A 26,520-nucleotide genomic window follows, 5' to 3' on the forward strand; every position below is an offset into this window, starting at 1 on the left:
GACCGAACCGACCCCGGGAGGTCCCGTGACCATCGACGCGTACGAGCGCTACCCCCTGCTCTTCGGCCCCTCGCCCGTGCACCCGCTGGACCGGCTCACCGCGCATCTCGGCGGGGCCTCCCTCTGGGCCAAGCGGGAGGACTGCAACTCCGGAATCGCGTACGGCGGGAACAAGACCCGCAAGCTGGAGTACCTGGTCGCGGATGCCCTCGCGCAGGGCTGCGACACGCTCGTGTCGATCGGCGGGGTGCAGTCCAACCACACCCGCCAGGTCGCTGCCGTAGCGGCCCGCGCGGGCCTCAAGTGCGTTCTCGTGCAGGAGAGTTGGGTCGAGTGGCCCGACTCCGTCTACGACAAGGTCGGCAACATCCTCATCTCCCGGCTCGCGGGTGCGGAGGTGCGTCTGGTCCGGGCCGGGTTCGGCATCGGCGTCAAGGAGAGCTGGGAGCAGGCCGTCCGCGAGGTGGAGGAGGCGGGCGGCCGCCCGTACGCGATCCCGGCCGGCTGCTCCGAACACCGGCTGGGCGGCCTCGGATTCGCGCAATGGGCTTACGAACTTGCCGAACAGGAAGCGGAGTTGGGCGTCTTCTTCGACACCGTCGTGGTCTGCTCGGTCACCGGGTCGACCCAGGCGGGGATGATCGCCGGGTGCGCGGCGCTCGTCGAGTCCGGTGGCCGCCCTCGCCGCATCCTCGGCGTCGACGCCTCCGCCGAACCGGACCGCACCCGCGAGCAGATCCTGCGGATCGCCCGGGGCACGGCCGGGCTCGTCGGCGTACGGAGGGAGCTGACGGAGGACGATGTCGAGCTCGACGAGCGCTTCCACGCGGGGACGTACGGCGTCCCCGACGAGGCCACCCTCGACGCGATGCGGCTGGCCGCCCGCACGGAGGGCATGGTGACCGATCCCGTGTACGAGGGAAAGTCGATGGCCGGGATGATCGACCTGGTCGCCCGGGGCGAGATCGGCCCCGACGCGACCGTCCTGTACGCCCACCTCGGCGGCCAGCCCGCCCTGAACGCCTACAGCGCGCTGTTCCGGTGATCTGCGTCGCTGCAAAAGCCCACGCCGGAGGGCTCAGGCGCAGGTGAGCGCAGGTCGAGAGGGGTGTTTCACGGACATCGTCACCGAAGTGTGAGGACGAAGACGTGGTGTCCGTGGGTGCGCGGGGCGCATACTCGTTGAATGACAAGGCCCCCCAGTACGCGCCGCCAACTTCCGGGCAGCCCCTTCAACGTTCCGGCAAAGCCCGCTCCGCCGGTAGAGCAGTTCGCCGTGGGCGACCGCGTTTCCCATGATCAGTACGGCCTCGGCAGGATCATCGGGGTCGAGGGCGACGAAGCCGTGCTCATCGACTTCGCCGGGCAGCAGGGCCGGTTCCTGACCCCGTTCTCCAAGCTGTCCAAGCTCTGACGTATCCGACGCTTCGGAACCGGCGCCCTGGATTCGGGGGTCGTGTCCACGGCTTCGGAGGCTGACGCCAAGAGGCGGTCGGCAGCACGCGCTTCCGTGCCGCCGACCGCCTCTGCCGTGTCCGCCCGTCACCCCTCGTGACGTCCCGCATCCCGGCGGCAACCCCTCGCTCGCATGAGCGAGGGGTTGCCGTCCTCGGGGGGCCTGTGCCGCCGCCCGTTCTCAGAGTGCCTGTGCCGCCGGCTTGACCATGCCGCGTACCGTCCGCGACTTCACGAAGTCGCCCATGGCCGTCATGTCCCACTCGCCGGAGAACTGGCGGATCAGCTTCGCCATCATCACGCCCGTCTGCGCCTCCGCGTTCGTCAGGTCGAAGCGGACCAGCTCCTCGCCCGTCGCCGCGTCGATGAGGCGGCAGTACGCCTTGGCGACCTCGGTGAACTTCTGGCCCGAGAACGAGTTCACCGTGAACACCAGGCCCGTCACCTCCTGCGGGAGCCGGCCCAGGTCGACGACGATGACCTCGTCGTCCCCGCCGCCCTCGCCCGTGAGGTTGTCGCCGGAGTGCTTGATCGCGCCGTTCACGATCGAGAGCTTGCCGAAGTAGCAGCTGTCCACGTGGTTGCGCTGGGGGCCGAAGGCGATGACCGACGCGTCCAGGTCGATGTCCTTGCCGCGGAACGCGGGCTCCCAGCCGAGGCCCATCTTGACCTGCGAGAGCAGCGGCTGCCCGCCCTTGACCAGAGACACCGTCTGGTTCTTCTGGAGGCTGACGCGGCCCTTGTCCAGATTGATCTTCCCGGCGCCCGGAGCGGGAGCGGCGGGCGGGGCTGCCGGGGCGGCGGTGGGCGCGGGCGGGGCCACGCGCGGGTCGACCGGGGGAGTGGTCGGCGCGGGCATGGCCTGCACGGGCTGTGCGGGCTGCACCGGCGCGGGGGCCGGAGCCGGTGCCGCGGGCTCTTCGACGCTCACACCGAAGTCCGTGGCGATGCCCGCCAGGCCGTTCGCATAGCCCTGGCCCACCGCGCGCGCCTTCCAGGCGCCGTTGCGGAGGTAGATCTCGACGATCACGAGAGCCGTCTCGGTGCCGAGCTGCGGCGGCGTGAACGTGGCCAGCACGGAGCCGTCGTCGGCCTTGATCGTGGCCGTGGGCTCGATGCCCTGGAAGGTCTGGCCGGCCGCGTCCGGGCTCGCGGTGACGACGATCTTCTCGATGCCCGGCGGCACGGCGGCCGTGTCCACCACGATCGCGTCCGGCGCCGTGCCGCCGCCCGAGCGGTAGGTCACGCCCGGGCCCGAGGGCTGGTTGTAGAAGATGAAGTCGTCGTCGGAACGTACCTTGCCGTCGGCGGTGAGGAGCAGGCCCGAGACGTCGAGCCGCACCGGGGCGGCGACGTCCACCGCCACGCGGGCGGTGGACAGCGGGATGTTCGAGCCGGGGGTCATAGCGGTCATGCCGGGGTAACGAGCGATACGGCTTTGCCGTTCCCTTACCTGCCGATGACTTCCCACCGATGGCTCACGGCACCACCACGATCTTGCGCCCCACGCCGGACGCGAACTGGTCGAGCGCCTGCGGATACGCGTCGAGCGGCAGCCGGTCGCTGATGAACACGTCCGGGTCGAGGACACCGCCCGCGAACAGTTCGGCGGCCCGCTCGTAGCTGTGCAGGACGGCCATCGAGCCGGTGATGGTGATCTCCTGGTTGTAGATCCGGTACGGGTCGATGGACACGCGCGTCGCGTAGTCCGCGACGCCGAACTGGAGGAACGTCCCCGCCTTCGCGACGCGCTCGAGACCGTCCTGGATCGCGCCCGCGTTGCCCGTCGCGTCGATGACGACGTCCCAGCCCTGCGGCCGGTCGAGCTCGTCCGCGCCGGCCCCGGACCCCGAGACGCCCAGCTTGCGGGCGGTGGCGAGCCGGTCCGCGTTGAGGTCCACGACGTCGACGCTCGCGGCGCCGGTCCGCTTGGCGAGTTCCAGCATCATCAGGCCCATCGTCCCGGAGCCGTAGATCAGCACATGGGAGCCGAGGCGCGAGTTCAGTACGTCGTAGCCGCGCACGGCGCACGACAGGGGCTCGATGAGGGCCGCGTCCTCGGTGCGGACGTGGTCGGGCAGGCGTACGCAGTTGGCCACGGGCGCGACGGCGTACTGGGCGGCGCCGCCCGCGGTGGTGACGCCGATCGCGGCCCACCGCTCGCAGAGGTTGTTGTGGCCCGAGCGGCAGTACCGGCACTCGTAGCAGTACAGCGACGGGTCGACGGCGACGCGGTCGCCGACCGACACCTCGCGCACGTCACGCCCGAGACCGACGACCACTCCCGCGAACTCATGACCAGGCACCACCGGCAGCGTCGGCGCGAACTCGCCCTGGAGGATGTGCAGATCGGTGCCGCACAGCCCGCACGCCGCGACCTCCACGACGACGTCACGCGAACCCGGCGTGGGGTCGGGGACCTCCGTGACCACTGCCTTGCCGACGGACTCGATCACGGCGGCCTTCATTTCACAGCTCCCAACGACAGGCCCTGGACCAGTTTGTCCTGGGCGGCGAATCCCGCGGCGAGTACCGGCAGGGAGACAACGAGGGACGCGGCGCACACCTTCGCCAGGAACAGGCCCTGGCTCGTGATGAAGCCGGTCAGGAAGACGGGCGCGGTCTGGGCGACGACACCGCTGAGTACGCGCGCGAAGAGGAGTTCGTTCCAGCTGAAGATGAAGCAGATCAGCGCGGTCGCGGCGATGCCCGGCATGGCGATGGGGGCCACCACGCGCGCGAGGAGGGTCGGCAGGCGCGCCCCGTCGATCCGCGCGGCCTCGATGACTGCGATCGGCACCTCGGCGAGGAACGACTGCATCATCCACACGGCGATCGGCAGGTTCATCGACGTGTAGAGGATGACCAGGAGCCAGATGTTGTCGAGCATCCCGGCGTTCTTGGCGAACAGGTAGATCGGCAGGAGGCCCGCCACGACGGGGAGCATCTTCGTCGACAGGAAGAAGAAGAGGACGTCGGTCCACTTCTTCACGGGCCGGATCGACAGCGCGTACGCGGCCGGCAGAGCCAGTACCAGGACGAACAGCGTCGAGGCGAGCGACGCCACCGTCGAGTTGATGAGCGCGGGCCACGGGCTCGCGCCGCCCGCCGTGCCGAAGAAGTCGCGGTACCCGTCGAGGGTGAGGGAGGCCGCGAACGAGGGCGGGTTGGTGGCGGCGTTCTCCTCCGAGTGGAAGGACGTCAGCACCATCCAGGCGATGGGCAGGAAGAACAGGATGCCGGCGAGCCAGGCGACGAGCCCCAGCCCTTTCAGACGCGGGATACGGAGATTCATGCGCGGGACGCCTCCTCACGGAACAGCGACGACACCACGCGCAGCGCGAACGTCGCGATGATGATCGAGCCGATGACGACCAGGACGCCGGCGGCCGACGCGAGGCCGTTCTCGTGGGCCTGGTAGAAGCTCTGGTAGACGGTGTACGGCAGGTTGGCGGTGCCGAGGCCGCCCGAGGTGATCGTGAAGACGGCGTCGAAGTTCTGCACGATGTACACCGAGCCCAGCAGGGCGCCCAGTTCGAGATAGCGGCGCAGGTGGGGCAGCGTCAGATACCGGAAGACCTGCCAGTTGCCCGCGCCGTCCATCCGGGCCGCCTCGATCAGTTCGGGGGAGCGCGACTGCAGGCCCGCGAGCAGGATCAGCATCATGAACGGCGTCCACTGCCACACCAGGGCCGTCTCGACGGCGAGCAGCGGGGTGTTGGAGATCCAGTCGGGCTGGGGGCCGCCGACGTAGTGCAGCAGGCCGTTGAGGAGTCCGTACTCGGGGTTGTACAGGACGTGCTTCCACAGCAGCGCGGCGGCGACGGGGACCAGCAGGAACGGCGCGATGAGGAGCGTGCGCACGAGGCCGCGGCCGCGGAACTTCCGGTCGAGGAGCAGCGCGAGGCCGAGTCCGACGACCAGGCTCACGATGACGACGGTCGCCGTCAGCAGGATCGTCGTCAGGACGGACTTGCGCAGGTCCGGGTCGGTGAGCACCTCGCTGTAGTTGGCGAACCACGTGAAGCGGCGGGCGTCCGGATACAGGGCGTTCCAGTCGAAGAACGAGATCACCAGCGTCGCCACGAAGGGCAGCTGGGTCACCACGATCATGAACACGAGGGCGGGCAGGAGCGGGGCCCTGGTGGCCCAGGCGCGCAGCCGGCCGGGGGCCTTGGCGATGCCCACGCGCGCGTGGGCGACGGGAACGGTCGTGGTCGCGGTCATCGTCCCTCGTACTCCTTCGCGATCTCGTCGGCGAGCTTCTGGGACTTCCTCAGGGCCGTGTCGACCGACTGGCGTCCGGCGATGGCCGCGCTGATCTCCTGCGAGACCTTGGTGCCGAGATCGGTGAACTCGGGGATGCCGACGAACTGGATGCCGGGCGCGGGCCGCGGCTGGACGCCCGGGTCGCGGGGGCGCGCCCCTTCGATGGCCGCGCGCGTCACGTCCTGGAAGGCGGCGGCCTCCTTGCGGTACTCCGGGTTGGTGTACGTCGAGGCGCGCTTGCCGGCCGGCACGTTCGACCAGCCGATCTCCTTGCCGACCAGGTTCTCGTAGCCCTTGCCCGATGCCCAGGAGACGAACTTCCACGCCTTGTCGGGATTGCGCGAGGCGTTCTGCACGCCCCAGGCCCAGGTGTAGAGCCAGCCCGAGCTCTCCGTCTTCTCGACCGGCGCGGGTACGTAGCCGATCTTGCCCTTGACCGGGGACTTCGCCGATTCGAGCGAACCGGCGGCGGCCGTGGCGTCGTACCACATGGCCGTCTTGCCCTGGGTGAGGTTGTTGAGGCACTCCGCGTAGCCGGACTGGGCCGCTCCGGACTCGCCGTGCTTGCGGACGAGGTCCACGTAGAAGCGGGTCGCCTTCTCGAATCCGGGCGAGGTGAGCTGCGCCTTCCAGTTCTTGTCGAACCAGGTGCCCCCGAAGGTGTTCACCACCGTCGTCAGCGGCGCCATGAGCTCACCCCAGCCGGGCAGGCCGCGCAGGCAGATGCCCTTCATCCCGGGCTCGGCGCCGTCCGCCTTCGCGGCGAGGTCGGCGACCTGCCGCCAGGTGGGATGCGCGGGCATGCGCAGGCCCTTCTTCGCGAAGACGTCCTTGCGGTACATGAGGAAGGAGGACTCGCCGTAGAACGGCTGGCCGTAGAGCTTTCCGTCGTCCCCGGTGAGCGACTCGCGCATCGGCTTGAGGATGTCCCGCTCGTCGTACGCGGTGTCCTTGCGCGCGTACGAACCCAGCTCGTGCAGCCAGCCGTTGCGGGCGTAGATGGGGATCTCGTAGTTGCTCAGCGTCGCGACGTCGTACTGGCCCGCCTGGTTGGCGAAGTCCTGGCTGATCTTGTCGCGGACGTCGTTCTCCGGCAGGACGGTGAAGTTGACCTTGATGCCGGTCTCCTTGGTGAAGTGCGCGGCGGTCAGCTTCTGCAACTCGGTCATCTGCGGGTTGTTCACCATCAGGACGTTGATGGAGTCACCGCCCGAGCCGGTCCCGCCGGCACCGGCCCAGCAGCCGGAGAGCAGCGGGGCGAGCAGCGTCCCTGCGGCGGCCGCGGCGCACAGCGCGCGCGGCCTCCGTCGGCTCTGGGTTCGCATGAATGCTCCTGAACGTATGAGGCAAATATGGAGGAAAGGGGTACGCCGGGGTGTGCGGAACCCGTCGGCGTATGCAGGCAGGGGTGTCAGACGCGGATGACCTGGGGCCCCTGCAACGCATAGCGGTGAGCCTCGGACGCGGGCAGCTGCGTGCTGGTCACGATCGCCTCCAGCGAGGAGACCGGCGCGAACCGGCAGAAGCTGACCGCCCCGAACTTGGTGTGCACACCCGCGAACACCGTGCGCCGGGAGGCCCGCACGGCCTGCGCCTTGACCTCGCTGACCGCGGGGTCGGGCGTGGTCAGGCCGTGCTCGCGCGAGATGCCGTTGGCGCCGATGAACGCCAGGTCGATCACGAACCCGGCGAGCATCTTCGTCGTCCAGTGGTCGACCGTGGCCAGGGTGCCGGACCGCACCCTGCCGCCGAGCAGCAGCACCGTCGTGTTCTCGGCCTCGGCGAGTGCGCCCGCCGTGGCCAGCGACGCGGTGACCACGGTGAGCGGCCGGTCCCGCGGCAGGGCCTCGGCGATGAGCTGGGGGGTGAACCCCTCGTCGACGAAGACGGTCTCCGCGTCCCCGAGCAGCTCGGCCGCCGCGGCGGCGATCCGGCGCTTCTCCGGGACGTGCATGGTGGTGCGGAAGGCGAGCGTCGTCTCGAAACCCGCGCTCTCCACGGGATAGGCGCCGCCGTGCGTGCGCCGCACCAGGCCGTGGTCCTCCAGGGCCCGCAGGTCGCGCCGTACGGTCTCCTTCGCGACGCCGAGTCGGGCCGCGAGCACGGTGACGTCGACGGAGCCGCTGCGGCGTGCGGCGCGCACGATCTCCCGCTGGCGTTCCTCCGCGCTCATGCTGTGCACCTCTCTGTGCGGTCCTTGCCGTGCTGTCCGGACCGTCCTGACCGGACCGTGCGGTCCCTGCTGTGCGTTCCGGGCCGGGTGTGCCCGGTGTCCGGTCCGCCGCCCGTTCGGGCCCGTGCGGTGACTCTGGGAAATTTGTACAGCGGGCCCGCGGCTGTGACCAGGTTCGTTACCGGTCCGATGCTGCCCGTCTGTGCCCGTTCGCACCGGTGCCTGCCCGCCTCGGACCTGGGGCGGTGCGCGGAAGCGGGCAGGACGATGCCCGTTCGGGGGGCCACGGCAGCCCGTTCGCTGCCCGCCCGCCCCGCTCGCTTTGCGTCAAGGAGCGCCGAGAAGGCGTCAACAGTGCGTCATCGGCGGGGCCGGAGAGGGGGCAGGCGGGCATAACGTCCTTGCCGGAGCAACTCTTCCGTCAGCACGCTTTGTCAGCCAGCACTCTTTCCTCGCCACCCAGGAGCAGCCGTGAACGACCGCATCGAAGCCGACGACGCCGAACCCTGCGAACCCACCCCGGCCGGGCCCCTGTTCGTCCCCGTCCGGCCGGGACCCGGGACCTGCGCGACCCGTCTCTTCCGCACCGCGCGCGGCGGCCGCACCGCCGTCGGCTTCACCAGCGAGCGGCTCCTCGTCGACCTGCTCGGGCCCGGGCAGCCGTGGATCCGGCTCGCCGAACCCGCCCTGCGGGCCCTCACGGGACCGGTGGGCGTCACCGAGCTCACCGTCGACCCGAGCCCGGCGCCCGCGCCCGCCGGCCACCTCGGCTGAGGGGCCCGTCCACATGGCCGTCACGACCGTAGCCGCCGCGATCCCGGCGCAGTCGCCCGACGATCTCTCCGTCTGGCCCGCCACCACCGTCCGGGGCCCGCACGGCGACCCGACCGTCTCCGGGGTCGAACTCGTCGACGTGGCCGAGCAGTTCGGCACGCCCGTCCACGTACTCGACGAGACGGACGTACGCGCACGCTGCCGCGCCTACCGCAGCGCCTTCCCCGGCGCCGACGTCCTCTACGCGGCCAGGGCCTTCCTGTGCCGCGCGATGGTCCACTGGGTCCACGAGGAGGGCCTCGGGCTCGACGTGTGCTCGGCGGGCGAGCTGGAACTCGCCGTCATCGCGGGCCTGCCGCCCGAGCGGATCGTCTTCCACGGCAACGCGAAGAGCCCCGACGACCTGCGCGCGGCCCTGCGGCACGGCGTGGGGCGCATCGTCGTCGACTCGACCTCCGAGATCGCCCGCCTCGCCGCGTACGTCCCCCGGGGCACCCGGCAGCGCGTCATGGCCCGCGTCGTGCCGGGCGTCGCCGCGAGCCGCACCGGGACGGACGACCAGAAGTCCGGCCTGTCCATCGCGGACGGCTCCGCGATGCACGCCGTGACCCGCCTCGTCGAGCAGCCGGGGCTCGAACTGACCGGACTGCACTGCCACATCGGCTCGCAGATCGACACCGTGAAGCCGTACGTCGTCGCCGTGCGGCACCTCGTCGGCCTGATGGCCCGCATTCGCGACCGGCACGGGATCACGCTGCCCGAGCTCGACATCGGCGGCGGCCACGCGGTCGCCCACCGGCCCGGCGAGCACCCGCTCGACGTACCGGAGCTGGCCCGGCGTGTGCGCCGCGAACTCGCCGACGCCTGCGCCCAGTCGGACCTTCCCGTGCCGCGCCTCGCCGTCGAGCCGGGCCGCGCCGTCGTCGCCCGCGCGGGCGTGGCCCTGTACCGGGTGCTCGCCGTACAGCGCACCGGCGCCCGCGTCTTCGTCGCCGTCGACGGAGGCGTGAGCGACAATCCACGGCCCGCGCTCCACGGCGTCCGCTACGCGCCCCGCCTCGTCGGCAGGCGCTCCACGGCGGCCATGCGCCCCGTCACGGTCGTCGGCCGGCACTGCGAGGCGGGCGACGTCCTCGCCTCGGACGTGCCGCTGCCGGACGACGTACGGGCCGGGGACCTCCTCGCCGTGCCCGTGGCGGGCGCCTACCACCTGTCGACGGCGTCCGGCCACCACCTGGTGGGGCGGCCGCCCGTCGTCGCGGTGGCGGACGGGCGGGCCAGGCTCCTGGTGCGCCGCGAGTCGGCCGAGGACCTCAGGGGCCGTGACGCAGGGCTCTGAACCGCCGCCTCAGTACGGCCAGATGGGCGGGTTCGTCACGAAGTGACCGCCCATCCGCGTGTGGTCGGGGTTGGCCGGGTCCAGCTCGCCGAACTCGGCGATCAGCTTCTCGGCGTACTGCTCCGAGTCGTCCTGCGGCTCGTAACCGAGTGCCCGCGCGGAGGACAGGTCCCACCACACGCGCGTGTTGTCGGACGAGCCGTAGACGACCGTGTGCCCGACGCCCTCGGCCCTGATCGCCGCGTCGAAGAGCCTCGCGCCGTCGCCCGGGCTCAGCCACACCGACATCATGCGTACGTTCGTCGGCTCCATGAAGCACGAGCCGATGCGCACGGACACGGTCTCCTGGCCGAACTTGTCCCAGTAGAACTGCGCGAGGTCCTCGCCGAACGACTTGGACAGGCCGTAGTAGGTGTCGGGGCGGCGGGGCGTGTCGACGGGAACGCGGGGGTCGCCGTCCGCGGGGCGCGGCGTGTAGCCGATCGCGTGGTTCGACGAGGCGAACACGATGCGGCGCACGCCCTCCTCGCGCGCGGCCTCGTAGAGGTTGTAGAGCCCTTCGATGTTCGCCTTGAGGATCTTGTCGAAGCTGGACTCCAGGGAGATGCCCGCGAGATGGATGATCGCGTCGACCCCGCGCACGGCCTCGCGCAGGGCGTCCCGGTCGGCGAGGTCGGCCGTGATCGCGTCCGGCTCGCCCTCGATCGGGCGGGCGTCGAGGAGGCGCAGCTCGTAACCGTAGGCCGGAAGCAGTCCGCGCATCAGGGTGCCGAGGCCGCCGGCGGCTCCGGTGAGCAGGACGGTGCGGGGAGCGGGCATGCGGGAGTCTCCTCGAATAGTCAGACAGATGGCCGCATTCATGCACGGCATTCACATCTGTGGACACGCTAAAGATTGCCGCAGGGCGTAGTCAAGTCTCCCGCGGAGGCTGGAAATCCGCTGCCAGGATGCGAGTTAGCGTGCTTGACCCGCGCCCTGGGGGCGGATTAGCGTGAGCGAGTTCAGAAATATAGACGCAAATCAGAACCGTGCACGCCAAGGGAGAGCCCGTGACGTCAGCCCCTCTCGCCGCTCGACTCAGCATCCCCAGCGGGCCGCTGTTCTTCCCGGTCACCGCCTTCGGATCCGACGGCACCCTCGACCTCGACACCTTCCGCACCCATGTGCGCCAGGGCGTCGAGGCCGGGGCCGCCGCGGTCTTCGCGTGCTGCGGAACGGGCGAGTTCCACTCCCTGACCCCTGAGGAGTTCCAGGCGTGCGTGGCCGCGGCCGTGGAGGAGACCGCGGGACGGGTGCCGGTCGTCGCGGGCGCCGGGTACGGCACGGCCCTCGCCGTGCGCTACGCGCGCCTCGCCGAGGAAGCCGGCGCCGACGGGCTCCTCGCGATGCCGCCCTACCTCGTGGTCGCCGGCCAGGAGGGCCTGCTGCGCCACTACTCGGAGCTGGCCGACGCGACCTCCCTGGAAATCATCGTCTACCAGCGCGACAACGCCGTGTTCACGCCGGCGACCGTCGTCGCCCTCGCCCGCCACCCCAAGATCCTCGGACTCAAGGACGGCCTCGGCGACCTCGACCTGCTCCAGCGCACCATCAGCGCCGTACGCGCCGAGGGACCCACCGACTTCCTCTACTTCAACGGCCTGCCCACCGCGGAACTCACCGGCCTCGCCTACCGCGGCATCGGCGTCGGCCTCTACTCGTCCGCCGTGTTCTGCTTCGCGCCCGACATCGCCCTCGCCTTCCACACGGCCCTGCGCACCGGCGACGACGCCACCGCCAACCGCCTCCTCGACGGCTTCTACCGGCCGCTCGTCGAACTCCGCAACGAGGGCCGCGGCTACGCGGTCTCCCTCGTCAAGGCCGGCGTCCGGCTCACCGGCCTCGACGTCGGCGAGGTCCGCCCGCCCCTGCACGAGCCCACCGACGACCACGTCAAGCGGCTCGCCGGCATCGTCGAGCGCGGCCGCGCGCTCCTGTCGGAGACGGGGGACCAGGCATGAGGGCATCCGCCTTCGTCTATCCCTGGGACGTCAACGGCGACCCCGAGGCCGCCCGTCGCATCGCGGGCCTCGGCGTCCAGCAGGCGACCCTCGCCTCCGCCTACCACTCCACCCGCGCCCTGACTCCCCGTCACCCGCGCCACCGCGTCGTCACGGCAGAACACGCCGCGGTCCTCTACCCGCCGGGCGACCGCTGGCAGGGCCGGGACCTGCGGCCGTACGAGGCGGGGGACTGGGCTCCCGGCGACGCCTTCGGGGAGGCCGCCGAGGCGCTCGCGGGCGCCGGGCTCGACGTCCACACCTGGGTCGTCCTCGCGCACAACTCCCGTCTGGGCGCGGAACGTCCGGACACCTCCGTCGTCAACGCCTACGGCGACCGCTACCCGTGGGCCCCCTGCATCGCACAGCCCGCCACGCGCGCGTACCTCGTCGACCTGGCGGCGGAGGCGGCCGTGCGGCCCGGCGCGCAGGGCACCGAACTCGAATCCCTCGGCTGGTACGGGTTCGCGCATCTGCACGCCCACGACAAGACCGCGGGCGTCGGCCTCGGCGACGCGGGTCAGTACCTGATGTCGCTCTGCTTCTGCCCGTCGTGCCGCGACGGATACGGCCGACAAGGGCTGGACGCCGCGGAGCTGGCGGGGGACGTCCGGCGCGCGCTGGAGCCTCTGTGGCGCGGGAACGGCACCCCGGACGGCGGCTGGGAGGCGGTGGAGAAGCTGCTCGGGGCGCGCACGGCGGCGGGCACGCGCGCGTGGCGTGACAGCGTCGCCCGTAGCCTTCAGGAGGAAGCCGTCGCCGCGGTCCGCGCGCAGGCCCCGGACGGATTCCGGATCCTGCTGCACGCCGACCCGGCGTCGTACCACTGCGGGGCGAACGCGGGCGTGGATCCGGCGCACATCCTCGCCGTCGCGGACGGCGTGGTCGTGCCGTGCACCGGCGGCGCGGAGCTGATAGCCCCCTTTGCCGCTCAGGGCAGGGGAGTTGTGGCCGCCAACCTCACCGTGGTCGCCGGGATGGGCGGGAGCCCCGCCACGCTCGCCGCCGACGCCCGGCACGCGGCCGGGCTGGGTGCGAACGAACTGCGGCTCTATCATGCGGGGCTGGCGTCGGACAGCGATCTGAAGCTGATCGCGGAGGGCCTGTCGGACCTCGCCTGAAAGCGGTTACCATCCGCGCACCACAATCGACGCTTCCTACGGAGGGGACACGAGGTGCGCGTGCGTAACCAGGGGCGGAACCAGGGTCGTAGACGGGGTCACAGCCAGGGTCGTGGCCGGGGGGCGGCCGCGCTGTTGTGCGCGGGGATGATGGCGGGTGCGGCGGTGCTCGGCGGGACCGTCCCTGCGGGGGCGGCGCAGGGGAACGTCGTCGGTGCCGCCGCCCAACAGGAGGACATCCAGGCACAGTTGGCGGCCATCCCCGGCATGACGGTCGTCTCGGTGACCGACAAGGAGGGCTACCCCTTCTATACGCTCACGTACGCGCAGCCGGTCGACCACCGCAACCCCAAGGCCGGCACGTTCACCCAGCGCCTCACGCTCTGGCACAAGGCGGCCGCCAAGCCCACCGTCTTCTACACCGGCGGCTACACCCTCTCCTCCAGTACGCGCGAGATCACCAAGCTGCTCGACGCCAACCAGGTCTCCATCGAACACCGCTACTTCGCCGAGTCCCGCCCCAAGGGCGCGGCGGGTGACGACTGGTCCAAGCTCACGGTCTGGCAGGAGTCCAGCGACGAGCACCGCATCACGCAGGCCCTGCGCACCATCGAGAAGGGCAAGTGGCTCGCCACGGGCGGCAGCAAGGGCGGCATGACCGCGACCTTCCACGAGCGCTTCTACCCGCAGGACCTCGACGCCGTCGTCGCGTTCGTCGCTCCGAACGACGCGAACAACAACGACGACAGCGGCTACGAGGACTTCTTCAAGACCGTCGGCACGCCCGAGTGCCGCGCCGCCCTGAACGCCGTGCAGCGCGAGATGCTGGTGCGCCGCGACGCCCTCGTCCCGAAGTTCGAGGCCGATGCGGCGGCGGCCGGTGACACGTTCGAGGAGACCCTCGGAACCACCGACAGGGCCTACGAGTTCGCCGTGCTCGACCAGGTCTGGAACTTCTGGCAGAGCGGCACGATCGACGACTGCCCGACCGTGCCCGACGCCAAGAAGGCCACCGACGACGAGCTCTACACCTGGTCCAAGGGCCACGGCTTCAGCGTCTACCAGGACGAGACCCTCGGCACGAACGGCACCGGGCCCTACTACCGGCAGGCCGCCACCCAACTCGGCTGGGCCGACCTCAAGTTCAAACACCTCAAGGACGTCCGCCACTACCCGGACATCTACCAGCCCAACTCGGTCCTGCCCGCCGCGATGCGCGGCACCTACGACGGCTCGGCGATCTCCGGCGTCGACAAGTGGGTGAAGACGCGCGGCGAGCGGATGATGTTCGTGTACGGGCAGAACGACCCGTGGAGCGCCGAGAAGTTCACCCCGAGCAAGCACGACTCGTACCGCTACGTCGTGCCCGGCTCCAACCACGGCGCGGCCATCGCCAAGCTGCCCGCGGACGAGCAGGCCAAGGCCGTCGCCACGATCAAGCGCTGGGCCGGCGTGCAGTAGCGCACGCGAGCACGAGTCCGGCCGCGCCGAGCAGCGGCAGCAGGACGCGGTGGTCCACGACCGCGATGAGGCCCGCGCCCATCGCGAGGGCCACCGCGTTCGGCGCGAACATCAGTGTGTTCGCGGTCGCCACGGCGCGGCCGACGAGCGCGTCCGGGGTCTCGCGCTGGACCGCGGTGAGCACCGCGATCAGGACGCACGGCAGGCCCATGCCGATCGCCGCGCTGCACCCGAGTGCCACGGCGTCGTACGGGAGCGGGCGCAGGCCCGCGCCCGCCGCGAACAGGGCGATCCCCGCCGCCGCGAACCGGCGCTCGCCGAGCCGCCGCAGCAGCCCTCCCGCGGCGAGCCCGGCCACGACCGAACCGGCGCCCTGCACGGCGTACAGGACCCCCGCGTACGAGGGGGAGCGGCCGAGGCCGCGGTCCACGACCGCGTAGAGCGCGGCGCCGTTCAGGCCCGCCAGCAGCATGGTGGCCGCGGCGGCCAGGACGAGGGGGCGCAGCCGCTCCTGGCGCCACAGCGCGCGTACGCCCTCCGCGGTGCGGGCCCACACGCCCGTGGTCCGGCGTGCGGGCGCGGGCTCCCGGATCCGGAGCCGCGCGTAGAGCCCGGCCGCGGCGGCGAAGGTCGCGGCGTCGAGCAGGGCCACGCTCCCGCCTCCGTACAGTGCGAAGAGGCCCGCGCCTGCGAGCGGGGCGACCAGCTTCATGCCCTCGTTGGCCGTCATCCGCAGCCCGTTGAAGTCACCGAGCGCGTCCTTGCCGACGACGGCCGGTACGAGGGCGGCCTCGGCCGCGTCGGTGACGACGCCGCATGTCCCGTACGCGACGAGGACCGCGAACAGGATCCAGAGCCGGCCCGCCGAGTCGACGGCCAGCAGCGACAGGAGCAGCAGGCCGAGGCCCAGGTTCGAGGCGACGAGGAGGGGCCGTCGCCGGGTGCGGTCGGCGACCGTGCCGAGCAGGGGCCCGGCGAGCGTGGGCGCCCACAGCGCGAAGGCGCACAGCGCGGCGAGGCTGTCCGAGCCGGTCAGGTCCTTCACCCAGATCCCGGCGGCCAGCCACATGGCGGAGGTGCCGAACCCGGACACGACGATGCCGGCCAGGAGGAGCCGGGAACCGCCCCGTGTGGCGGTAGAAGTGAACGTCATGCCAGGTCATCGTGGTGCTAAGGCCCCCTGCGGGGGATCGGGAGGATGCCCTAGGCGGACGCGCCGATGACTTTCGGGCGGAGCCGGGGTCTACAGGTGAGTACGCAATGCGAGTCCTGGATTTGTGAGTCCTGAGAACAAGCAAGGAGCCGACATGCCCGACGCGACCGACCAGACGGCGCAGCAGATGGTGGACTTCGGCCCGCAGACGCGGCTCGTGGCGCGCCTCGCGGACGGGGTGGGCGAGGACCAGCTGAACCTGGCGACCCCGTGCCCGGAGTACGCGGTGCGCAACCTGCTCGGGCACATCCTCGGGCTGACTGTCGCCTTCGGCGACGCCGCCCGCAAGAACCTGAGCCCGACGACGGACACGAGCCCGACGACGTTCCTGCCCGACATCACGGACGGCTGGCGCGACGCGCTGGCCAAGGCGCTCGACGAACTCGCGGTGGCCTGGCGCGACCCGGAGGCATGGCAGGGGATGACCCGCGCGGGCGGCGTCGACCTGCCCGCCGAGGTGGCGGGCCTCGTAGCCCTGGACGAACTCGTCGTGCACGGCTGGGACCTGGCGAGGACCACGGGCCAGGAGTACGACCCCGAGGAGGCTGCCCTGGGAGCGGCCCACGCGTTCCTCGCGCAGTCCACGGGCCCGGACCGCCCGCCCATCTTCGGCCCCGTGGTCCCCGTCCCGGACGAGGCACCACTCCTGGACCGGGTGGTGGGGCTGAGCGGCCGCGACCCGCAGTGGAGGCCCGCCCCCTGAAACCCGTCCACCCACTCGGCGCGCACCGTAGGGTGCCCGGATGGCGCTCACCCTCACCGTCCTCGGCACCGCATCGCCCCACCCGCGGCCCGGACACCCCTGCTCCGGATACCTCCTGACGGCAGGAGACGTACGGGTCTGGGTGGACGCGGGCCCCGGCACGTTCGCCGAACTTCAGCGGCACACCACCCCGGAGGCGCTGACCGCCGTCTGGATCTCGCACCTGCACTCCGACCACTGGGCCGACCTCATCGCGGCGGCGGCCGGCATCGGCGACGGCGGCCTCACCGTGCCCGCGCCCCTGCCGGTCCACGCCCCTGCGGGTTGCGCGCGGAGGCTGGCCGGGTTCTTCGGAAGCGACGACCCGTCGCAGGTCGCGGAGGTCTTCGACTTCCGCGACCTGGGCGACAGACACCGGGCAGACCTGGGCGGCGGCCTGATCCTGGAGAGCAGACGTGTCGCGCACGGAGGGTTGGAGGCGTACGGACTGCGCGTCGAGTACGAGGGTGTGGTCTTCGCGTACTCCGGGGACACCGGCCCCTGCCCCGAGCTGACTGAACTCGCCTCCGGAGCCGACCTGTTCCTGTGCGAGGCCGACATCGACCGACGGCGGGACGGTGAGCCGGTCCATCTGACCCCGGAGGACGCGGGGGCCGTCGCGAGGGCGGCGGGCGTCGGGGAGCTGGTGATCACCCATGTGGGCCCCACGCTCACCGCCGAGGCGGCGACGGCCCGCGCGGGGGCGGTCTTCGGCGGCCGGACGTCGCAGGCCTGCGAGGGAGACGTTCTCCGCCTCCGTCGGAAGCGCTGACCAGTCACCCGGAACTTCATCCCGGATGCCACACCGCGTACGTGACGAGAAGCAGGGACAGCCCGGCGCCGGGGACGCGTCGAGACGGACCATGGCCGCCCAGGTGTCCGCGTTCTTCTGGCGAATCCGTTCGGATCTCCGGGTCGTGATCCCTCGTCACCGAACTCAACCGGGCGCCCCGCCCGCACATCGGCAGGACCGTTCGTGCCCGCATGGCACCGACGAGCAGCGGAACCGCAGGGCTCGATTCCTATGGATCGCGTATCGATCGGATAAAGCACCTGTCGCCGCTCGCGTGATGCGCGTAGACAAGCGGTGACCTGGCGCGAACGATCACGCGACGCGGTGTGCGCGCCGGGTCTCCTTCCGACCCGACGGCCGCTGCAGGCCAGATCCGGAGACACCATTCATGCGGAAGTCCATCAGAGTCGCGGGGATCGCCGCGGCGTGCGCCCTCGCGGGCGGTGCCGTCTACGGTACGGGCGCGGCGAGTGCCGGCGGCGCGTCGGCGAGCACCACCGCCGAGCCCCACAACATCGGTCTCCTCACCACGGAGATCACCTCGTACTACGGTGCCACGCAGGACAGCGCCGGTGTGTGGCAGGCCTCGGCCGACAGCCAGTACGCCAAGGACCTGGCGCGCATCGAGGCGGGCGCGAAGAGGCAGATCGCCAAGGCCGCCAAGCAGCACCACGGAAAAGGTGACAAGCCCGCCGTCGTCTTCGACATCGACGACACCCTTCTCCTCAGCCTCGACTACGAGAAGAAGACCAACTATGTCTACAACGACGCCAGTTGGAAGGAGTACGTGGCCAAGGCGGACCGACCGGCCGTCTTCGGTACGCCCGGTCTCATCGACTACGCGCAGTCCAAGGGTGTCGAGGTCTTCTACAACTCCGGTCTGGGCGAGACGCAGCGCGCCGCCGCCGTCGAGAACCTGAAGAAGGTCGGCATCGACGTCAACCTCGACGCCGACCACGTCTTCCTCAAGGACAAGACCAACCCGCCCGCCTACCTCAGCGGTTGCGCCACCGCGAGCGCCTGGAACTGCACCACCGTGCAGTACAAGTCGGGCACCCGCAAGCACATCGAGTCCCTCGGCTACGACATCGTCGGCAACTTCGGCGACCAGTACTCCGACCTCGAGGGCGGCTACGCCGACAAGACGTACAAGTTCCCGAACCCGACGTACTACGTCAGCTAGTCGCACGGCCGCGAGCGTCGGCGTGCACCGGGTCGGCTACCGGTGCGCGCCGCTGCCGCAGGAAGGCGTAGCGGATCTGCGTGGCCGTACGAAGGCAACTCCCGGCAGCTACGCGGAGGGGACCCTCTGCCAGAAGTGGTCCACGATGTCGTCGAGATAGCGCTGGCCCGCCTCGCCCGAGGCGATCGAACCGCCCGCCCGGCTCAGCGTCGCCGCCATCAGGGTCTGGTACTCCTGGTGCATTTCGCGCAACGCGCCGTCGAGGTCACGGCGTTCCATCGAGAGCAGCTTGGCGATCGCGCGAACGTGTGCCTGCCAGCGGGTGCTGACGGCGTCCCGCAGCAGCTGCGCCAAGTCGTCCTCGCGGCCCGTGATGGAGATCAGGTCCCGTGGGGCCAGGGCGAGTACGGAGGCGAGCGCCGCGGACTGGCGGTTGTTGCCACCCCACTGGCCGGTCGCCTCCATCTGCTGGTACGCGCCGACGTCGAGGCCGATGCCGCGGGCCACGTCCTCGACGGCCAGACCGCGGGCGAGACGATGCTCCCGCAAGGTGCGCGGGGCGCCGATGAGCTGGTGGGGCGCGCACCACAACGCGCCCGCCAGCGCGGTGAGTTCGGTCGAACTGGGCAGTGCGGTGCCGCGCTCCCACGCGGTGATGTGGTCCGGGGTGATGTGACTCATTCCGTACGACGCGCGCATGCCGTACGCAACGTGACCGGGAGCCATCCCGAGGTTCTCCCGGATGGTGCGCGCGGCTCTGGCGTTGAAGGGGGGTGTCGGATCCGCTGTCGGGTGACGATGCACCAGCACAGAGTAATGAGTGTTCGCGTGGCCGGTTTTCGACCGTTCCGCAGCAATCACGACTTAGACGGACAGCGGAATCGAGATTTCGTAGGAACCGACAGGAGATGGGGTCGGACGCGGAGGCGGTTCGGGGATCCTATGGAGCTCTTGGGACTGAATGCGATGTTCCGTTATCGGCAAATAGCCTGAACAAGTGCCCTCTGGGCGGGAATTCGGTTCCCGTGAGCACACGTATGATCCGGTCTCGCCCGTGGGCGCTTTCATCCATGGCGCACACGGTGCGGTGATAGGTGAATCCCACGAGAGAGTTGTCCCTGGCGTGCGGTACGGCACGCCGGGATCCCTGGATCTCTGGATCCTCAGATCGCTGTAGAGCCTGGAGAAGTCATGCAGACCAACGCGACCGGCCCGGTGAACTCCACCACCGCGCCCCCCGCGGGATCGGGCAGTGCCATCGACCGCTACTTCCGTATATCGGAACGCGGTTCTACGTACGGCAGGGAGATACGCGGCGGATTCGCCACGTTCTTCACCATGGCGTACATCCTCGTCCTCAATCCGATCATCCTCGGCAGCACCAAGGACAAGTTCGGCGATCAGCTCGATCCGGTCCAACTCGTCACCGCCACGGCCCTCGTGGCCGCGGTGATGACCGTGATCATGGGCGTCGGCGGCAATCTGCCGCTCGCCCTCGCGGCGGGCCTCGGGCTCAACGCTGTCGTCGCCTTCCAGCTCGCGCCCCAGATGGCCTGGGACGACGCGATGGGGCTCATCGTGCTCGAGGGCCTGCTGATCTGCGTCCTGGTCCTGACGGGCCTGCGCGAGGCGGTCATGCACGCCATTCCGCAGCCGCTCAAGCAGGCCATCAGCGTAGGTATCGGCCTGTTCATCGCCTTCATCGGTTTCGTCGACTCCGGCTTCGTCACCCGGATTCCGGACGTCGCGAACACCACCGTGCCGGTGCAGCTCGGCACCGGCACCCTGACCGGCTGGCCCATGCTCGTGTTCTGCGCCGGGGTGCTCCTGACGATCGTGCTGCTCGCCCGCAAGGTGAAGGGCGCCATCCTCATCAGCATCGTGGCGATGACGCTGGTCGCCATCGCGGTCAACGAGCTCGCCGACGTCAAGTCCTGGGGTCTCACCGTGCCCCAGGTGCCGGACAAGCTCGTCGCCTCGCCGGACTTCGGCCTCCTCGGTCACTTCGATCTGTTCGGTGCCTTCGGCCAGGTCGGCGCGCTCACGGTGGTGCTGTTCGTCTTCACCCTGATCCTGTCGGACTTCTTCGACACCATGGGCACCGTCGTCGGCATCACGGCCGAGGCCGGACTGCTCGACGAGCGCGGCCAGGTGCCGAACGTCGGCCGGGTGCTGTTCATCGACAGCGTGGCCGCCGTCGCGGGTGGCGCCGCCTCCGCCTCCTCGGCGACCACGTACGTCGAGTCGGCCGCGGGTGTCGGAGAGGGCGCGCGCACCGGCTTCGCGAACCTGGTCACCGGCGGCCTGTTCGCGCTCGCCCTGTTCCTCACCCCGGTCCTGACGATCGTGCCGATGCAGGCCGCGGCGCCCGCCCTCATCGCGGTCGGCTTCCTGATGATGACGCAGGTCAAGCACATCGACTGGGAGCGGTTCGAGATCGCCATCCCGGCGTTCCTGACCATCGCCGTCATGCCGTTCACGTACTCCATCACCAACGGCATCGGCGCGGGCTTCGTCTCGTACGTCGTCATCAAGGCGTCCCTCGGCAAGGCACGCGAGGTGCACTGGCTGCTGTGGGGCGCGGCCGCGCTCTTCCTCGTGTACTTCGCGATCGACCCCGTGGAGCAGCTGCTCGGCGTGAAGTGACGCCGTAGGGCCGTGATCTAGGCTCGGGTCGTGACCGGCTATCTCGACCGCCTCGCGGAGCTGCTGCGCGAGGCGCACGGCCTTCCGCCGGACCGTGTCGCCGCCACGGTCGCCGATCTCGCGGCGTATCTGGCGCAGGCCGGGGGAGCGGACCCGCAGGACGCGTTCGGTCCGGCCGAAGCGCTCGCCCGGCGCCTCGCCCCGTCCGGGACGTCCGCAGCCGACGAGCACTTGGAGACCTGGCGCTGGCTCGCCGACACGTATGCCGACGAGCACCTCCTGAACCGCTTCGGCGACGAGGGCTGGGAGGTCGAGCGGGTCGACCCGCTCGGCCGCTTCGTCAGCCACCGCGACCCGGAGCGGCCGCGGCGCTGGGAGTACCGGCGCGAGCTGATCACCGGGGGCGGCGAAGGCCTCGACGAACGGCTCGCGCCCGACGGCTGGGAGCCGTGCGGCAGCTGGGTCGTGTACGCATGGTTCAAGCGTGAGAAGGCGGTCGGCGCCGGCCGGGAGCCCGCGCCGTCCGAACCGCCGCCGGTCCCGCGGCGCCCCACGTTCCCGGGGCGGCGGCGCGGCTACGTACTCATGGGCGGCGCCCTGGCCCTCGTCGCCGCGGTCGTGGTGGCGGCGAGCACCGGCACAGGCTTCGGCGCCGGTCTCGCGGTGGGTCTGCTGGTGGGAGCGCTGGTGCCGCCGGTGACGGCCTGGGCGGTACGCGGCCGGCGCCGCTAGGGCCTTCATGGCGAGGTGCCGGAACACCGGTTCCGGCACCTCGCCGAGCCCGTCTACCCCGTGAGCGCCGCCGACATCATCGCCTTCGCGATCGGCGCCGCCAGACCGTTGCCGCTCACCTCCGAGCGGGCCGCGTCCGACTGCTCCACCACGACCGCCACCGCGACCTCCTTGCCGGTGGAGTCGTCCTTCGCGTACGACGTGAACCAGGCGTACGGCGTCTTGCTGTTGTTCTCGCCGTGCTGGGCCGTACCCGTCTTGCCGCCCACCGTCGCGCCCGGGATCTGCGCGTTCGTACCGGTGCCCTGCGAGACGACCGTCTCCATCGCCGACTGGAGCTGCGAGGCCGTGGACGTGCTCACGACGCGCGTGTTGTCACCGTCGGCGAAGCTCTTGATCGCGTTGCCGTCGGCGTCCGTGACCTGCGAGACCATGTGCGGGGAGGCCTGCTCGCCGCCGTTGGCGATCGTGGCCGAGACCATCGCCATCTGCAGCGGTGTCGCCGTCACGTCGAACTGGCCGATGCCCGACAGACCCGTCTGCGCCTTGTCCATGTCCTTCGGGTACACGCTCTTGGAGGCCCGGACCGGCATGTCCTGCTTGTCGTCGTTGAAGCCGAACTTCTCGGCCATCGCCCTGACCTTGTCCTGGCCCAGGTCGACGGCGAGCTTTCCGAAGACGTTGTTACACGAGTACTTCAGCGCCGTGCGGATCGAGGCGTCCTCGCAGGGCGCGGACGCGCTCTCGTTCTTCAGGTCCGTGGCCGTGCCCGGCAGCCGGTACGGGTTCGGGCTGTCGGTCTTCGCGTCCACCGACGAGTAGAGCCCGTCCTCCAGCGCCGCTGCCGCGACGACCAGCTTGAACGTGGACCCGGGGGGCAGCGCCTGCTTGATCGCGCGGTTCAGCGTCGGCTGGTCCTTGTCCTTCGACAGCGCCGTCCACGCCCTGCCGTCCGTGGACGAGTCCGAGCCGCTGATCTTCGACGGGTCGAACGACGGCGTCGAGACGAGGCCGAGCACCTTCCCGGTCTTCGGGTCGATCGCGACGGCCGCGCCCTTCTTGTCGCCGAGCGCGCGGTACGCGGCCTTCTGCACCGCCGGGTCGATGGTCGTGACCACGTCACCGGGCTCGGTGTGCTTGCCGGTGACCGCGTCGACGGGGTTCTTGAGCCGGGTGTCCGTCCCGTCGAGGATGTCCTGGTAGATGCCCTCGAGCTGCGTCTGCCCGTACACCTGCGAGCTGAAGCCCGTCACGCCCGCGTAGAGCTCGCCGTCCTTGTACGTGCGCTTGTACGCGAGGTCGCTGCCCGTGCCCGTTCTCTTCGAATCGGTGACCGCCTCTCCGCCCACGATGATGTCGCCCAGGGGATACGCGTACTGCTGCATCACGTTCCGCCGGTTGTTCTTGTTGTCCGCGAGGGCCTGGCCGTCGTAGAACTGCACCCACGTCGCCCTCACCAGCAGAGCGAGCACGAGGAGCAGACAGAAGACCGAGGCGCGTCTGATCGTCTTGTTCATCCCGCACAGAAGACGAGCGGACGAGAGCGGATCGTTCCGTTCCGGCCCGGTTTCTCAGTGAATCCTCATCAAGAGATCCGCGTCACGCCGGCCCGGACGCGGCCGCTGTCGCGAGGTTCACGCCTTCATGAAGCCGCCCTCGTACGCCGCGATCACGGCCTGTGTACGGTCCCGGGCCCCGGTCTTCGCCAGGACCGCCGCCACATGCGTCTTCACCGTGGCGGGGCCGACCCCCATCCGCCGCGCGATCTCCGCGTTGGTCAGGCCCGACGCCATGTGCCGCAGCACCTCGCTCTCGCGGCCCGTGAGCCGCGCCACCCACGCGGCCGCCGCGGGCCCGGTGTGCCCGTACTCCGCGGCGAGGGCACGCACGGCCGCGGGGAAGAGCAGGGAGTCGGTGTGCGCGACGAGGCGCACCGTCTGCACGAGCGCGTCCGCCTCGGCGCGCTTGAGGAGGAACCCGGCGGCGCCCGCGCGCAGTGCCTCGTACACGTAGGCGTCGTTCTCGAAGGTCGTGACCACGACGATGCGCGGCGGCGCGGCCATCGATCCGAGGATCTGTTCCGTGGCGCGTATGCCGTCGGTCTCCGGCATGCGTACGTCCATGAGGACCACGTCGGGCGCCAGCTCGCGCACCACGGACACCGCCTCGGCGCCGGTCGCCGCCTCGCCCACGACCTCGATGCCGTCCTCGGCGGACAGGATGGCGCGCAGGGCGCTGCGCACCATGCGCTCGTCGTCGGCGAGGACGACACGGATCGCGGTGATCCCGGTGGTCGCGGTCATGGGGTGGTTCCTCTCCTTCTCATGCGTTCGCCTTCAGGGGCAGTCGTACCGACACCCGCCACGCACCGTCCGCAGGGCCGGCCTCGGCCGCGCCGCCCAGCAGCCGGGCCCGGTCCGCGATGCCGCGCAGCCCGTGGCCGCCGCCGGGGCGGGCGCGCGGCGGGTGCGGCGGCAGCGGGTTCTCGGCGGTGATCAGCAGGTCGTCGCCGTCGCGCGCGAGACGCAGAGTGAGGGACGTGCCCGCGTGCCGCAGCGCGTTGCTCAGCGCCTCCTGCACGATCCGGTACGCCTCGCGGGACACCAGCGGCGGCAGTGCGGCCGGGTCCAGGGCCACGACATCCGCCTGTACGCGCAGGCCGCCGGCCCGCGTGCGGCTCAGCAGCCCGTCCAGGTCGGCGGCGAGGGTCGGCGCGGGCGCCGTGGACGCGGGGTCGCCCGCCTCCCGCAACACGCCCAGTACGGCGTCGAGTTCGCCCACCGTGCGCCGCGTGGTGTCCTCGATCGCGGCGAGGGCCTCGCGGACGAACTCCACGTCGTGGTCGAGGACGCGGCGGGCCGCGCTCGCCTGGAGGGTGACCGCGCTCAGGGCGTGGCCCACCGAGTCGTGCAGCTCGCGCGCCAGCCGGTTGCGTAGGGCGAGGTCGGCGGCGCGCCGCTCGGCCAAGGCGAGCCGGTCTGCCGGAGTCGGCCCGAGGAGCACGGGCGCCCACCGCGCCAGCAGGCCGCCGGCTACCGCGGCGCAGCCCGCGAGCGCCACGAGCATCGCCGCGCCCGCGACGGGGGCGAGCGTCAACGCCCATGCGTGGTGGAGGACTTCGGGCAGCGCGAGGGCCGAGTCACGCAGCCCGGCGAACAGGGGAAGCACCATCAGCGTCACCGCGAACGGGGGCAGCGCGAGCGTCATCCCACTGAGTACCCCGCCGAATCCGAGGTGCAGCGTGAACCAGGCGACGGTCCGCCCCCGCGCGGCGCGGCTCCGGGGCGGCCCGTCGGCGAGTGCGTCGCCCGGCACCCCGCACAGCGCGCGCACCGCCGCCACCGAGATCGGCCGGGTCAGCGGGAACAGCGCCGTGACCGCGGCGAGCGGCAACCCCACTGCGAACGCGCCCAGTTGGAGGGTCAGTGAGGTGAAGACGTCGCTCACGCCGGTGAGCGGCCCGATGACGACCGAGCCCACCAGAACGTACGGCATGGCGAGTGCGCCGCCGAGGATCAGATGGATCCACCGCCGGCGCGCCCGCCGCCCGAACAGGGCGCTCCAGCAACCCCTCATGACGCCGTACGTCGCTCCGCGCGGCCCGCGAGGAAGCGGACGCCGACGGCGACGACGAGGATCCCGACGATCATCTGGACAGCGTAGGTGAGGTTCATGACCGGCGTGGGCCGCCGGGTGATGTCGTCGACGCCGGCGAGGGAAGCGAGCGCGAGCCAGCCGCCCCAGCAGGCCACGGCCCCCGAGCCGAGCCACGCGAGGGCCAGCGGCAGCTTCACCGGCAGGCCACCGCCGCGCTGGAGGGTGAGGGACAGCGCGCCCAGCACGGCGGCGGCCAGGAAGGCCACGTCCGTGGCCTCGAGGACGTAGAAGTCACTTGAACGGTCAGCGATCCGGGCGGAGTTGAGGCCGGTGGTCGCGCCGCACGCCCACAGCAGGTGCAGGGTCAGGGGGAACAGGGCGAGCACCGCGGCGGCGACCGCCAGGGTCCGCCGGGCGGCGGCCGGGGGAGGCGGCAGCTCCCGGACCGGGCCGCGCCACGTGTGGCCCCAGCGGTCGCGCGCGTACAGGGCGAACAGGGTGCCGAGGGCGAGCCCTTGGAGGATGAAGCCGGTGTAGACGACCCCGAACACCCACTCGTCGAGGAAGGGTCCGCCCTTGGACCCGCCGTGGTTCACGGAGCCGCCGAAGGCCCTGACCAGCAGCTGGAGCGGGTACCCGGTCATGATCGGGGTGAGCAGCCCGGTCGCCACCCACATCGGGAACACGAGGAGCCAGGCCGGGACGCGCCGCCCCCACGGCCGGGTCAGCAGCAGCGCGAGGACGATCACGAAGCTGTCGAGCAGCACGCTGAGGCTGTTGGCCACGATCATCGACGCGCGGTGGTCGAGGAGGGAGCTGCCGTCGGGGATCCCGAGGTGACTGCCCGCGATCCAGGCGGCCTTGAGGCCGAGATAGGGCAGACAGGACACGACGGCGACCGCCCGAAGTACGCGTCGGAGCCGGTCGACGGGGGGTGTGGAGGCGGGAGCGGGACGGGGCGCGGAAGCGATCGTGTGCGTCAT

The 26,520-nt window shown here is 71.1% G+C and carries 25 protein-coding genes; 12 read left to right on the forward strand and 13 right to left on the reverse strand.

Annotated elements, in window-relative coordinates:
• Positions 1-25 precede the first annotated feature (25 nt).
• Both OG574_RS34275 and OG574_RS34280 read left to right on the forward strand, forming a co-directional pair.
• The gene (locus OG574_RS34275) at positions 26-1,045 is read left to right on the forward strand and encodes a 1-aminocyclopropane-1-carboxylate deaminase (RefSeq protein WP_326776358.1); all 1,020 of its coding nucleotides are present in this window, start codon (positions 26-28) and stop codon (positions 1,043-1,045) included.
• A gap of 141 nt (positions 1,046-1,186) precedes the next feature.
• Complete coding sequence (locus OG574_RS34280) at positions 1,187-1,414, forward strand: CarD family transcriptional regulator (RefSeq protein WP_100592434.1); 228 nt, start codon at positions 1,187-1,189, stop codon at positions 1,412-1,414.
• Between the two features lie 222 nt (positions 1,415-1,636).
• On the opposite strand, the gene OG574_RS34285 is transcribed toward OG574_RS34280, so the two are convergent.
• The 6 genes from OG574_RS34285 to OG574_RS34310 all read right to left on the reverse strand — a co-directional run bounded on the left by OG574_RS34285 (position 1,637) and on the right by OG574_RS34310 (position 7,897).
• Positions 1,637-2,860 (reverse strand): TerD family protein, encoded by a 1,224-nt coding sequence (locus OG574_RS34285; RefSeq protein ID WP_326778722.1) that lies wholly within the window; start codon positions 2,858-2,860, stop codon positions 1,637-1,639.
• Between the two features lie 73 nt (positions 2,861-2,933).
• A complete protein-coding gene (locus OG574_RS34290; protein ID WP_326776359.1) occupies positions 2,934-3,923 on the reverse strand; it encodes a zinc-dependent alcohol dehydrogenase family protein in 990 nt (329 codons plus the stop codon).
• Positions 3,920-4,750, reverse strand: a complete 831-nt coding sequence (locus OG574_RS34295; RefSeq protein ID WP_100592437.1) for a carbohydrate ABC transporter permease — start codon at positions 4,748-4,750, stop codon at positions 3,920-3,922. Before OG574_RS34295 ends, OG574_RS34290 begins: the two co-directional genes overlap by 4 nt.
• Entirely contained in the window at positions 4,747-5,682 is a 936-nt protein-coding gene (locus OG574_RS34300) for a carbohydrate ABC transporter permease (RefSeq protein WP_326776360.1), read from the reverse strand. The genes OG574_RS34295 and OG574_RS34300 overlap by 4 nt, the downstream gene beginning before the upstream one ends.
• On the reverse strand, positions 5,679-7,049 hold the full coding sequence (locus OG574_RS34305) for an ABC transporter substrate-binding protein (protein ID WP_326776361.1): 1,371 nt from the start codon (positions 7,047-7,049) through the stop codon (positions 5,679-5,681). Before OG574_RS34305 ends, OG574_RS34300 begins: the two co-directional genes overlap by 4 nt.
• 86 nt (positions 7,050-7,135) lie before the next feature.
• Positions 7,136-7,897, reverse strand: coding sequence for a DeoR/GlpR family DNA-binding transcription regulator (locus OG574_RS34310; protein ID WP_199841682.1), 762 nt, complete (start codon positions 7,895-7,897; stop codon positions 7,136-7,138).
• 471 nt (positions 7,898-8,368) lie between these two features.
• Between OG574_RS34310 and OG574_RS34315 the strand changes: the two genes are divergently transcribed.
• Positions 8,369-8,671: an SAV_915 family protein gene (locus OG574_RS34315; RefSeq protein WP_326776362.1), complete on the forward strand. Its 303-nt coding sequence runs from the start codon at positions 8,369-8,371 to the stop codon at positions 8,669-8,671.
• Positions 8,672-8,684: 13 nt separating this feature from the next.
• Positions 8,685-10,010, forward strand: a complete 1,326-nt coding sequence (gene lysA / locus OG574_RS34320; RefSeq protein ID WP_326776363.1) for a diaminopimelate decarboxylase — start codon at positions 8,685-8,687, stop codon at positions 10,008-10,010.
• Positions 10,011-10,019: 9 nt separating this feature from the next.
• On the opposite strand, the gene OG574_RS34325 is transcribed toward lysA, so the two are convergent.
• Positions 10,020-10,829, reverse strand: coding sequence for an NAD-dependent epimerase/dehydratase family protein (locus tag OG574_RS34325; RefSeq protein ID WP_326776364.1), 810 nt, complete (start codon positions 10,827-10,829; stop codon positions 10,020-10,022).
• A gap of 230 nt (positions 10,830-11,059) precedes the next feature.
• Here OG574_RS34325 and OG574_RS34330 point away from each other — a divergent pair, with 230 nt between their 5' ends.
• From OG574_RS34330 to OG574_RS34340, 3 genes are all read left to right on the forward strand, one after another.
• Positions 11,060-12,010 (forward strand): 5-dehydro-4-deoxyglucarate dehydratase, encoded by a 951-nt coding sequence (locus tag OG574_RS34330; protein ID WP_326776365.1) that lies wholly within the window; start codon positions 11,060-11,062, stop codon positions 12,008-12,010.
• Entirely contained in the window at positions 12,007-13,170 is a 1,164-nt protein-coding gene (locus OG574_RS34335; protein WP_326776366.1) for a hypothetical protein, read from the forward strand. The genes OG574_RS34330 and OG574_RS34335 overlap by 4 nt, the downstream gene beginning before the upstream one ends.
• Before the next feature lie 165 nt (positions 13,171-13,335).
• On the forward strand, positions 13,336-14,631 hold the full coding sequence (locus OG574_RS34340) for a S28 family serine protease (protein ID WP_326776367.1): 1,296 nt from the start codon (positions 13,336-13,338) through the stop codon (positions 14,629-14,631).
• On the opposite strand, the gene OG574_RS34345 is transcribed toward OG574_RS34340, so the two are convergent.
• On the reverse strand, positions 14,606-15,784 hold the full coding sequence (locus tag OG574_RS34345; RefSeq protein ID WP_326776368.1) for an MFS transporter: 1,179 nt from the start codon (positions 15,782-15,784) through the stop codon (positions 14,606-14,608). The two genes, OG574_RS34340 and OG574_RS34345, sit on opposite strands and share 26 nt — an antisense overlap.
• Positions 15,785-15,938: 154 nt before the next feature.
• Here OG574_RS34345 and OG574_RS34350 point away from each other — a divergent pair, with 154 nt between their 5' ends.
• From OG574_RS34350 to OG574_RS34360, 3 genes are all read left to right on the forward strand, one after another.
• Complete coding sequence (locus OG574_RS34350; RefSeq protein ID WP_326776369.1) at positions 15,939-16,547, forward strand: TIGR03086 family metal-binding protein; 609 nt, start codon at positions 15,939-15,941, stop codon at positions 16,545-16,547.
• A gap of 40 nt (positions 16,548-16,587) precedes the next feature.
• Entirely contained in the window at positions 16,588-17,358 is a 771-nt protein-coding gene (locus OG574_RS34355; protein ID WP_326776370.1) for an MBL fold metallo-hydrolase, read from the forward strand.
• Positions 17,359-17,767: 409 nt separating this feature from the next.
• Positions 17,768-18,562: an HAD family acid phosphatase gene (locus OG574_RS34360; RefSeq protein WP_100592450.1), complete on the forward strand. Its 795-nt coding sequence runs from the start codon at positions 17,768-17,770 to the stop codon at positions 18,560-18,562.
• 108 nt (positions 18,563-18,670) lie between these two features.
• On the opposite strand, the gene OG574_RS34365 is transcribed toward OG574_RS34360, so the two are convergent.
• A complete protein-coding gene (locus OG574_RS34365; RefSeq protein ID WP_326776371.1) occupies positions 18,671-19,288 on the reverse strand; it encodes an XRE family transcriptional regulator in 618 nt (205 codons plus the stop codon).
• Between the two features lie 465 nt (positions 19,289-19,753).
• On the opposite strand from OG574_RS34365, the gene OG574_RS34370 reads away from it, so the two are divergent.
• Entirely contained in the window at positions 19,754-21,208 is a 1,455-nt protein-coding gene (locus OG574_RS34370; protein ID WP_100592452.1) for an NCS2 family permease, read from the forward strand.
• A 30-nt stretch (positions 21,209-21,238) separates the two neighbouring features.
• Complete coding sequence (locus OG574_RS34375; protein ID WP_326776372.1) at positions 21,239-21,940, forward strand: hypothetical protein; 702 nt, start codon at positions 21,239-21,241, stop codon at positions 21,938-21,940.
• A 53-nt stretch (positions 21,941-21,993) separates the two neighbouring features.
• Here the strand turns inward: OG574_RS34375 and OG574_RS34380 are convergent, their stop codons facing one another.
• The 4 genes from OG574_RS34380 to OG574_RS34395 all read right to left on the reverse strand — a co-directional run bounded on the left by OG574_RS34380 (position 21,994) and on the right by OG574_RS34395 (position 26,520).
• Positions 21,994-23,457: a peptidoglycan D,D-transpeptidase FtsI family protein gene (locus tag OG574_RS34380; protein ID WP_326776373.1), complete on the reverse strand. Its 1,464-nt coding sequence runs from the start codon at positions 23,455-23,457 to the stop codon at positions 21,994-21,996.
• Between the two features lie 117 nt (positions 23,458-23,574).
• On the reverse strand, positions 23,575-24,243 hold the full coding sequence (locus tag OG574_RS34385; RefSeq protein WP_326776374.1) for a response regulator transcription factor: 669 nt from the start codon (positions 24,241-24,243) through the stop codon (positions 23,575-23,577).
• A gap of 19 nt (positions 24,244-24,262) precedes the next feature.
• Positions 24,263-25,516 (reverse strand): sensor histidine kinase, encoded by a 1,254-nt coding sequence (locus OG574_RS34390; RefSeq protein WP_326776375.1) that lies wholly within the window; start codon positions 25,514-25,516, stop codon positions 24,263-24,265.
• A complete protein-coding gene (locus OG574_RS34395; RefSeq protein ID WP_326776376.1) occupies positions 25,513-26,520 on the reverse strand; it encodes a hypothetical protein in 1,008 nt (335 codons plus the stop codon). Before OG574_RS34395 ends, OG574_RS34390 begins: the two co-directional genes overlap by 4 nt.

Source organism: Streptomyces sp. NBC_01445 (assembly GCF_035918235.1).
Taxonomy (GTDB): Bacteria; Actinomycetota; Actinomycetes; order Streptomycetales; family Streptomycetaceae; genus Streptomyces.

Bases quoted from the DNA above. Each gene is read 5' to 3' on its own strand.
- OG574_RS34280 (WP_100592434.1), top strand. From the start codon at position 1,187: ATGACAAGGCCCCCCAGTACGCGCCGCCAACTTCCGGGCAGCCCCTTC.
- OG574_RS34285 (WP_326778722.1), bottom strand. From the start codon at position 2,860: ATGACCCCCGGCTCGAACATCCCGCTGTCCACCGCCCGCGTGGCGGTG.
- OG574_RS34290 (WP_326776359.1), bottom strand. From the start codon at position 3,923: ATGAAGGCCGCCGTGATCGAGTCCGTCGGCAAGGCAGTGGTCACGGAG.
- OG574_RS34295 (WP_100592437.1), bottom strand. From the start codon at position 4,750: ATGAATCTCCGTATCCCGCGTCTGAAAGGGCTGGGGCTCGTCGCCTGG.
- OG574_RS34300 (WP_326776360.1), bottom strand. From the start codon at position 5,682: ATGACCGCGACCACGACCGTTCCCGTCGCCCACGCGCGCGTGGGCATC.
- OG574_RS34305 (WP_326776361.1), bottom strand. From the start codon at position 7,049: ATGCGAACCCAGAGCCGACGGAGGCCGCGCGCGCTGTGCGCCGCGGCC.
- OG574_RS34310 (WP_199841682.1), bottom strand. From the start codon at position 7,897: ATGAGCGCGGAGGAACGCCAGCGGGAGATCGTGCGCGCCGCACGCCGC.
- lysA (WP_326776363.1), top strand. From the start codon at position 8,685: ATGGCCGTCACGACCGTAGCCGCCGCGATCCCGGCGCAGTCGCCCGAC.
- OG574_RS34325 (WP_326776364.1), bottom strand. From the start codon at position 10,829: ATGCCCGCTCCCCGCACCGTCCTGCTCACCGGAGCCGCCGGCGGCCTC.
- OG574_RS34335 (WP_326776366.1), top strand. From the start codon at position 12,007: ATGAGGGCATCCGCCTTCGTCTATCCCTGGGACGTCAACGGCGACCCC.
- OG574_RS34345 (WP_326776368.1), bottom strand. From the start codon at position 15,784: ATGACGTTCACTTCTACCGCCACACGGGGCGGTTCCCGGCTCCTCCTG.
- OG574_RS34350 (WP_326776369.1), top strand. From the start codon at position 15,939: ATGCCCGACGCGACCGACCAGACGGCGCAGCAGATGGTGGACTTCGGC.
- OG574_RS34355 (WP_326776370.1), top strand. From the start codon at position 16,588: ATGGCGCTCACCCTCACCGTCCTCGGCACCGCATCGCCCCACCCGCGG.
- OG574_RS34360 (WP_100592450.1), top strand. From the start codon at position 17,768: ATGCGGAAGTCCATCAGAGTCGCGGGGATCGCCGCGGCGTGCGCCCTC.
- OG574_RS34365 (WP_326776371.1), bottom strand. From the start codon at position 19,288: ATGGCTCCCGGTCACGTTGCGTACGGCATGCGCGCGTCGTACGGAATG.
- OG574_RS34370 (WP_100592452.1), top strand. From the start codon at position 19,754: ATGCAGACCAACGCGACCGGCCCGGTGAACTCCACCACCGCGCCCCCC.
- OG574_RS34380 (WP_326776373.1), bottom strand. From the start codon at position 23,457: ATGAACAAGACGATCAGACGCGCCTCGGTCTTCTGTCTGCTCCTCGTG.
- OG574_RS34385 (WP_326776374.1), bottom strand. From the start codon at position 24,243: ATGACCGCGACCACCGGGATCACCGCGATCCGTGTCGTCCTCGCCGAC.
- OG574_RS34390 (WP_326776375.1), bottom strand. From the start codon at position 25,516: ATGAGGGGTTGCTGGAGCGCCCTGTTCGGGCGGCGGGCGCGCCGGCGG.
- OG574_RS34395 (WP_326776376.1), bottom strand. From the start codon at position 26,520: ATGACGCACACGATCGCTTCCGCGCCCCGTCCCGCTCCCGCCTCCACA.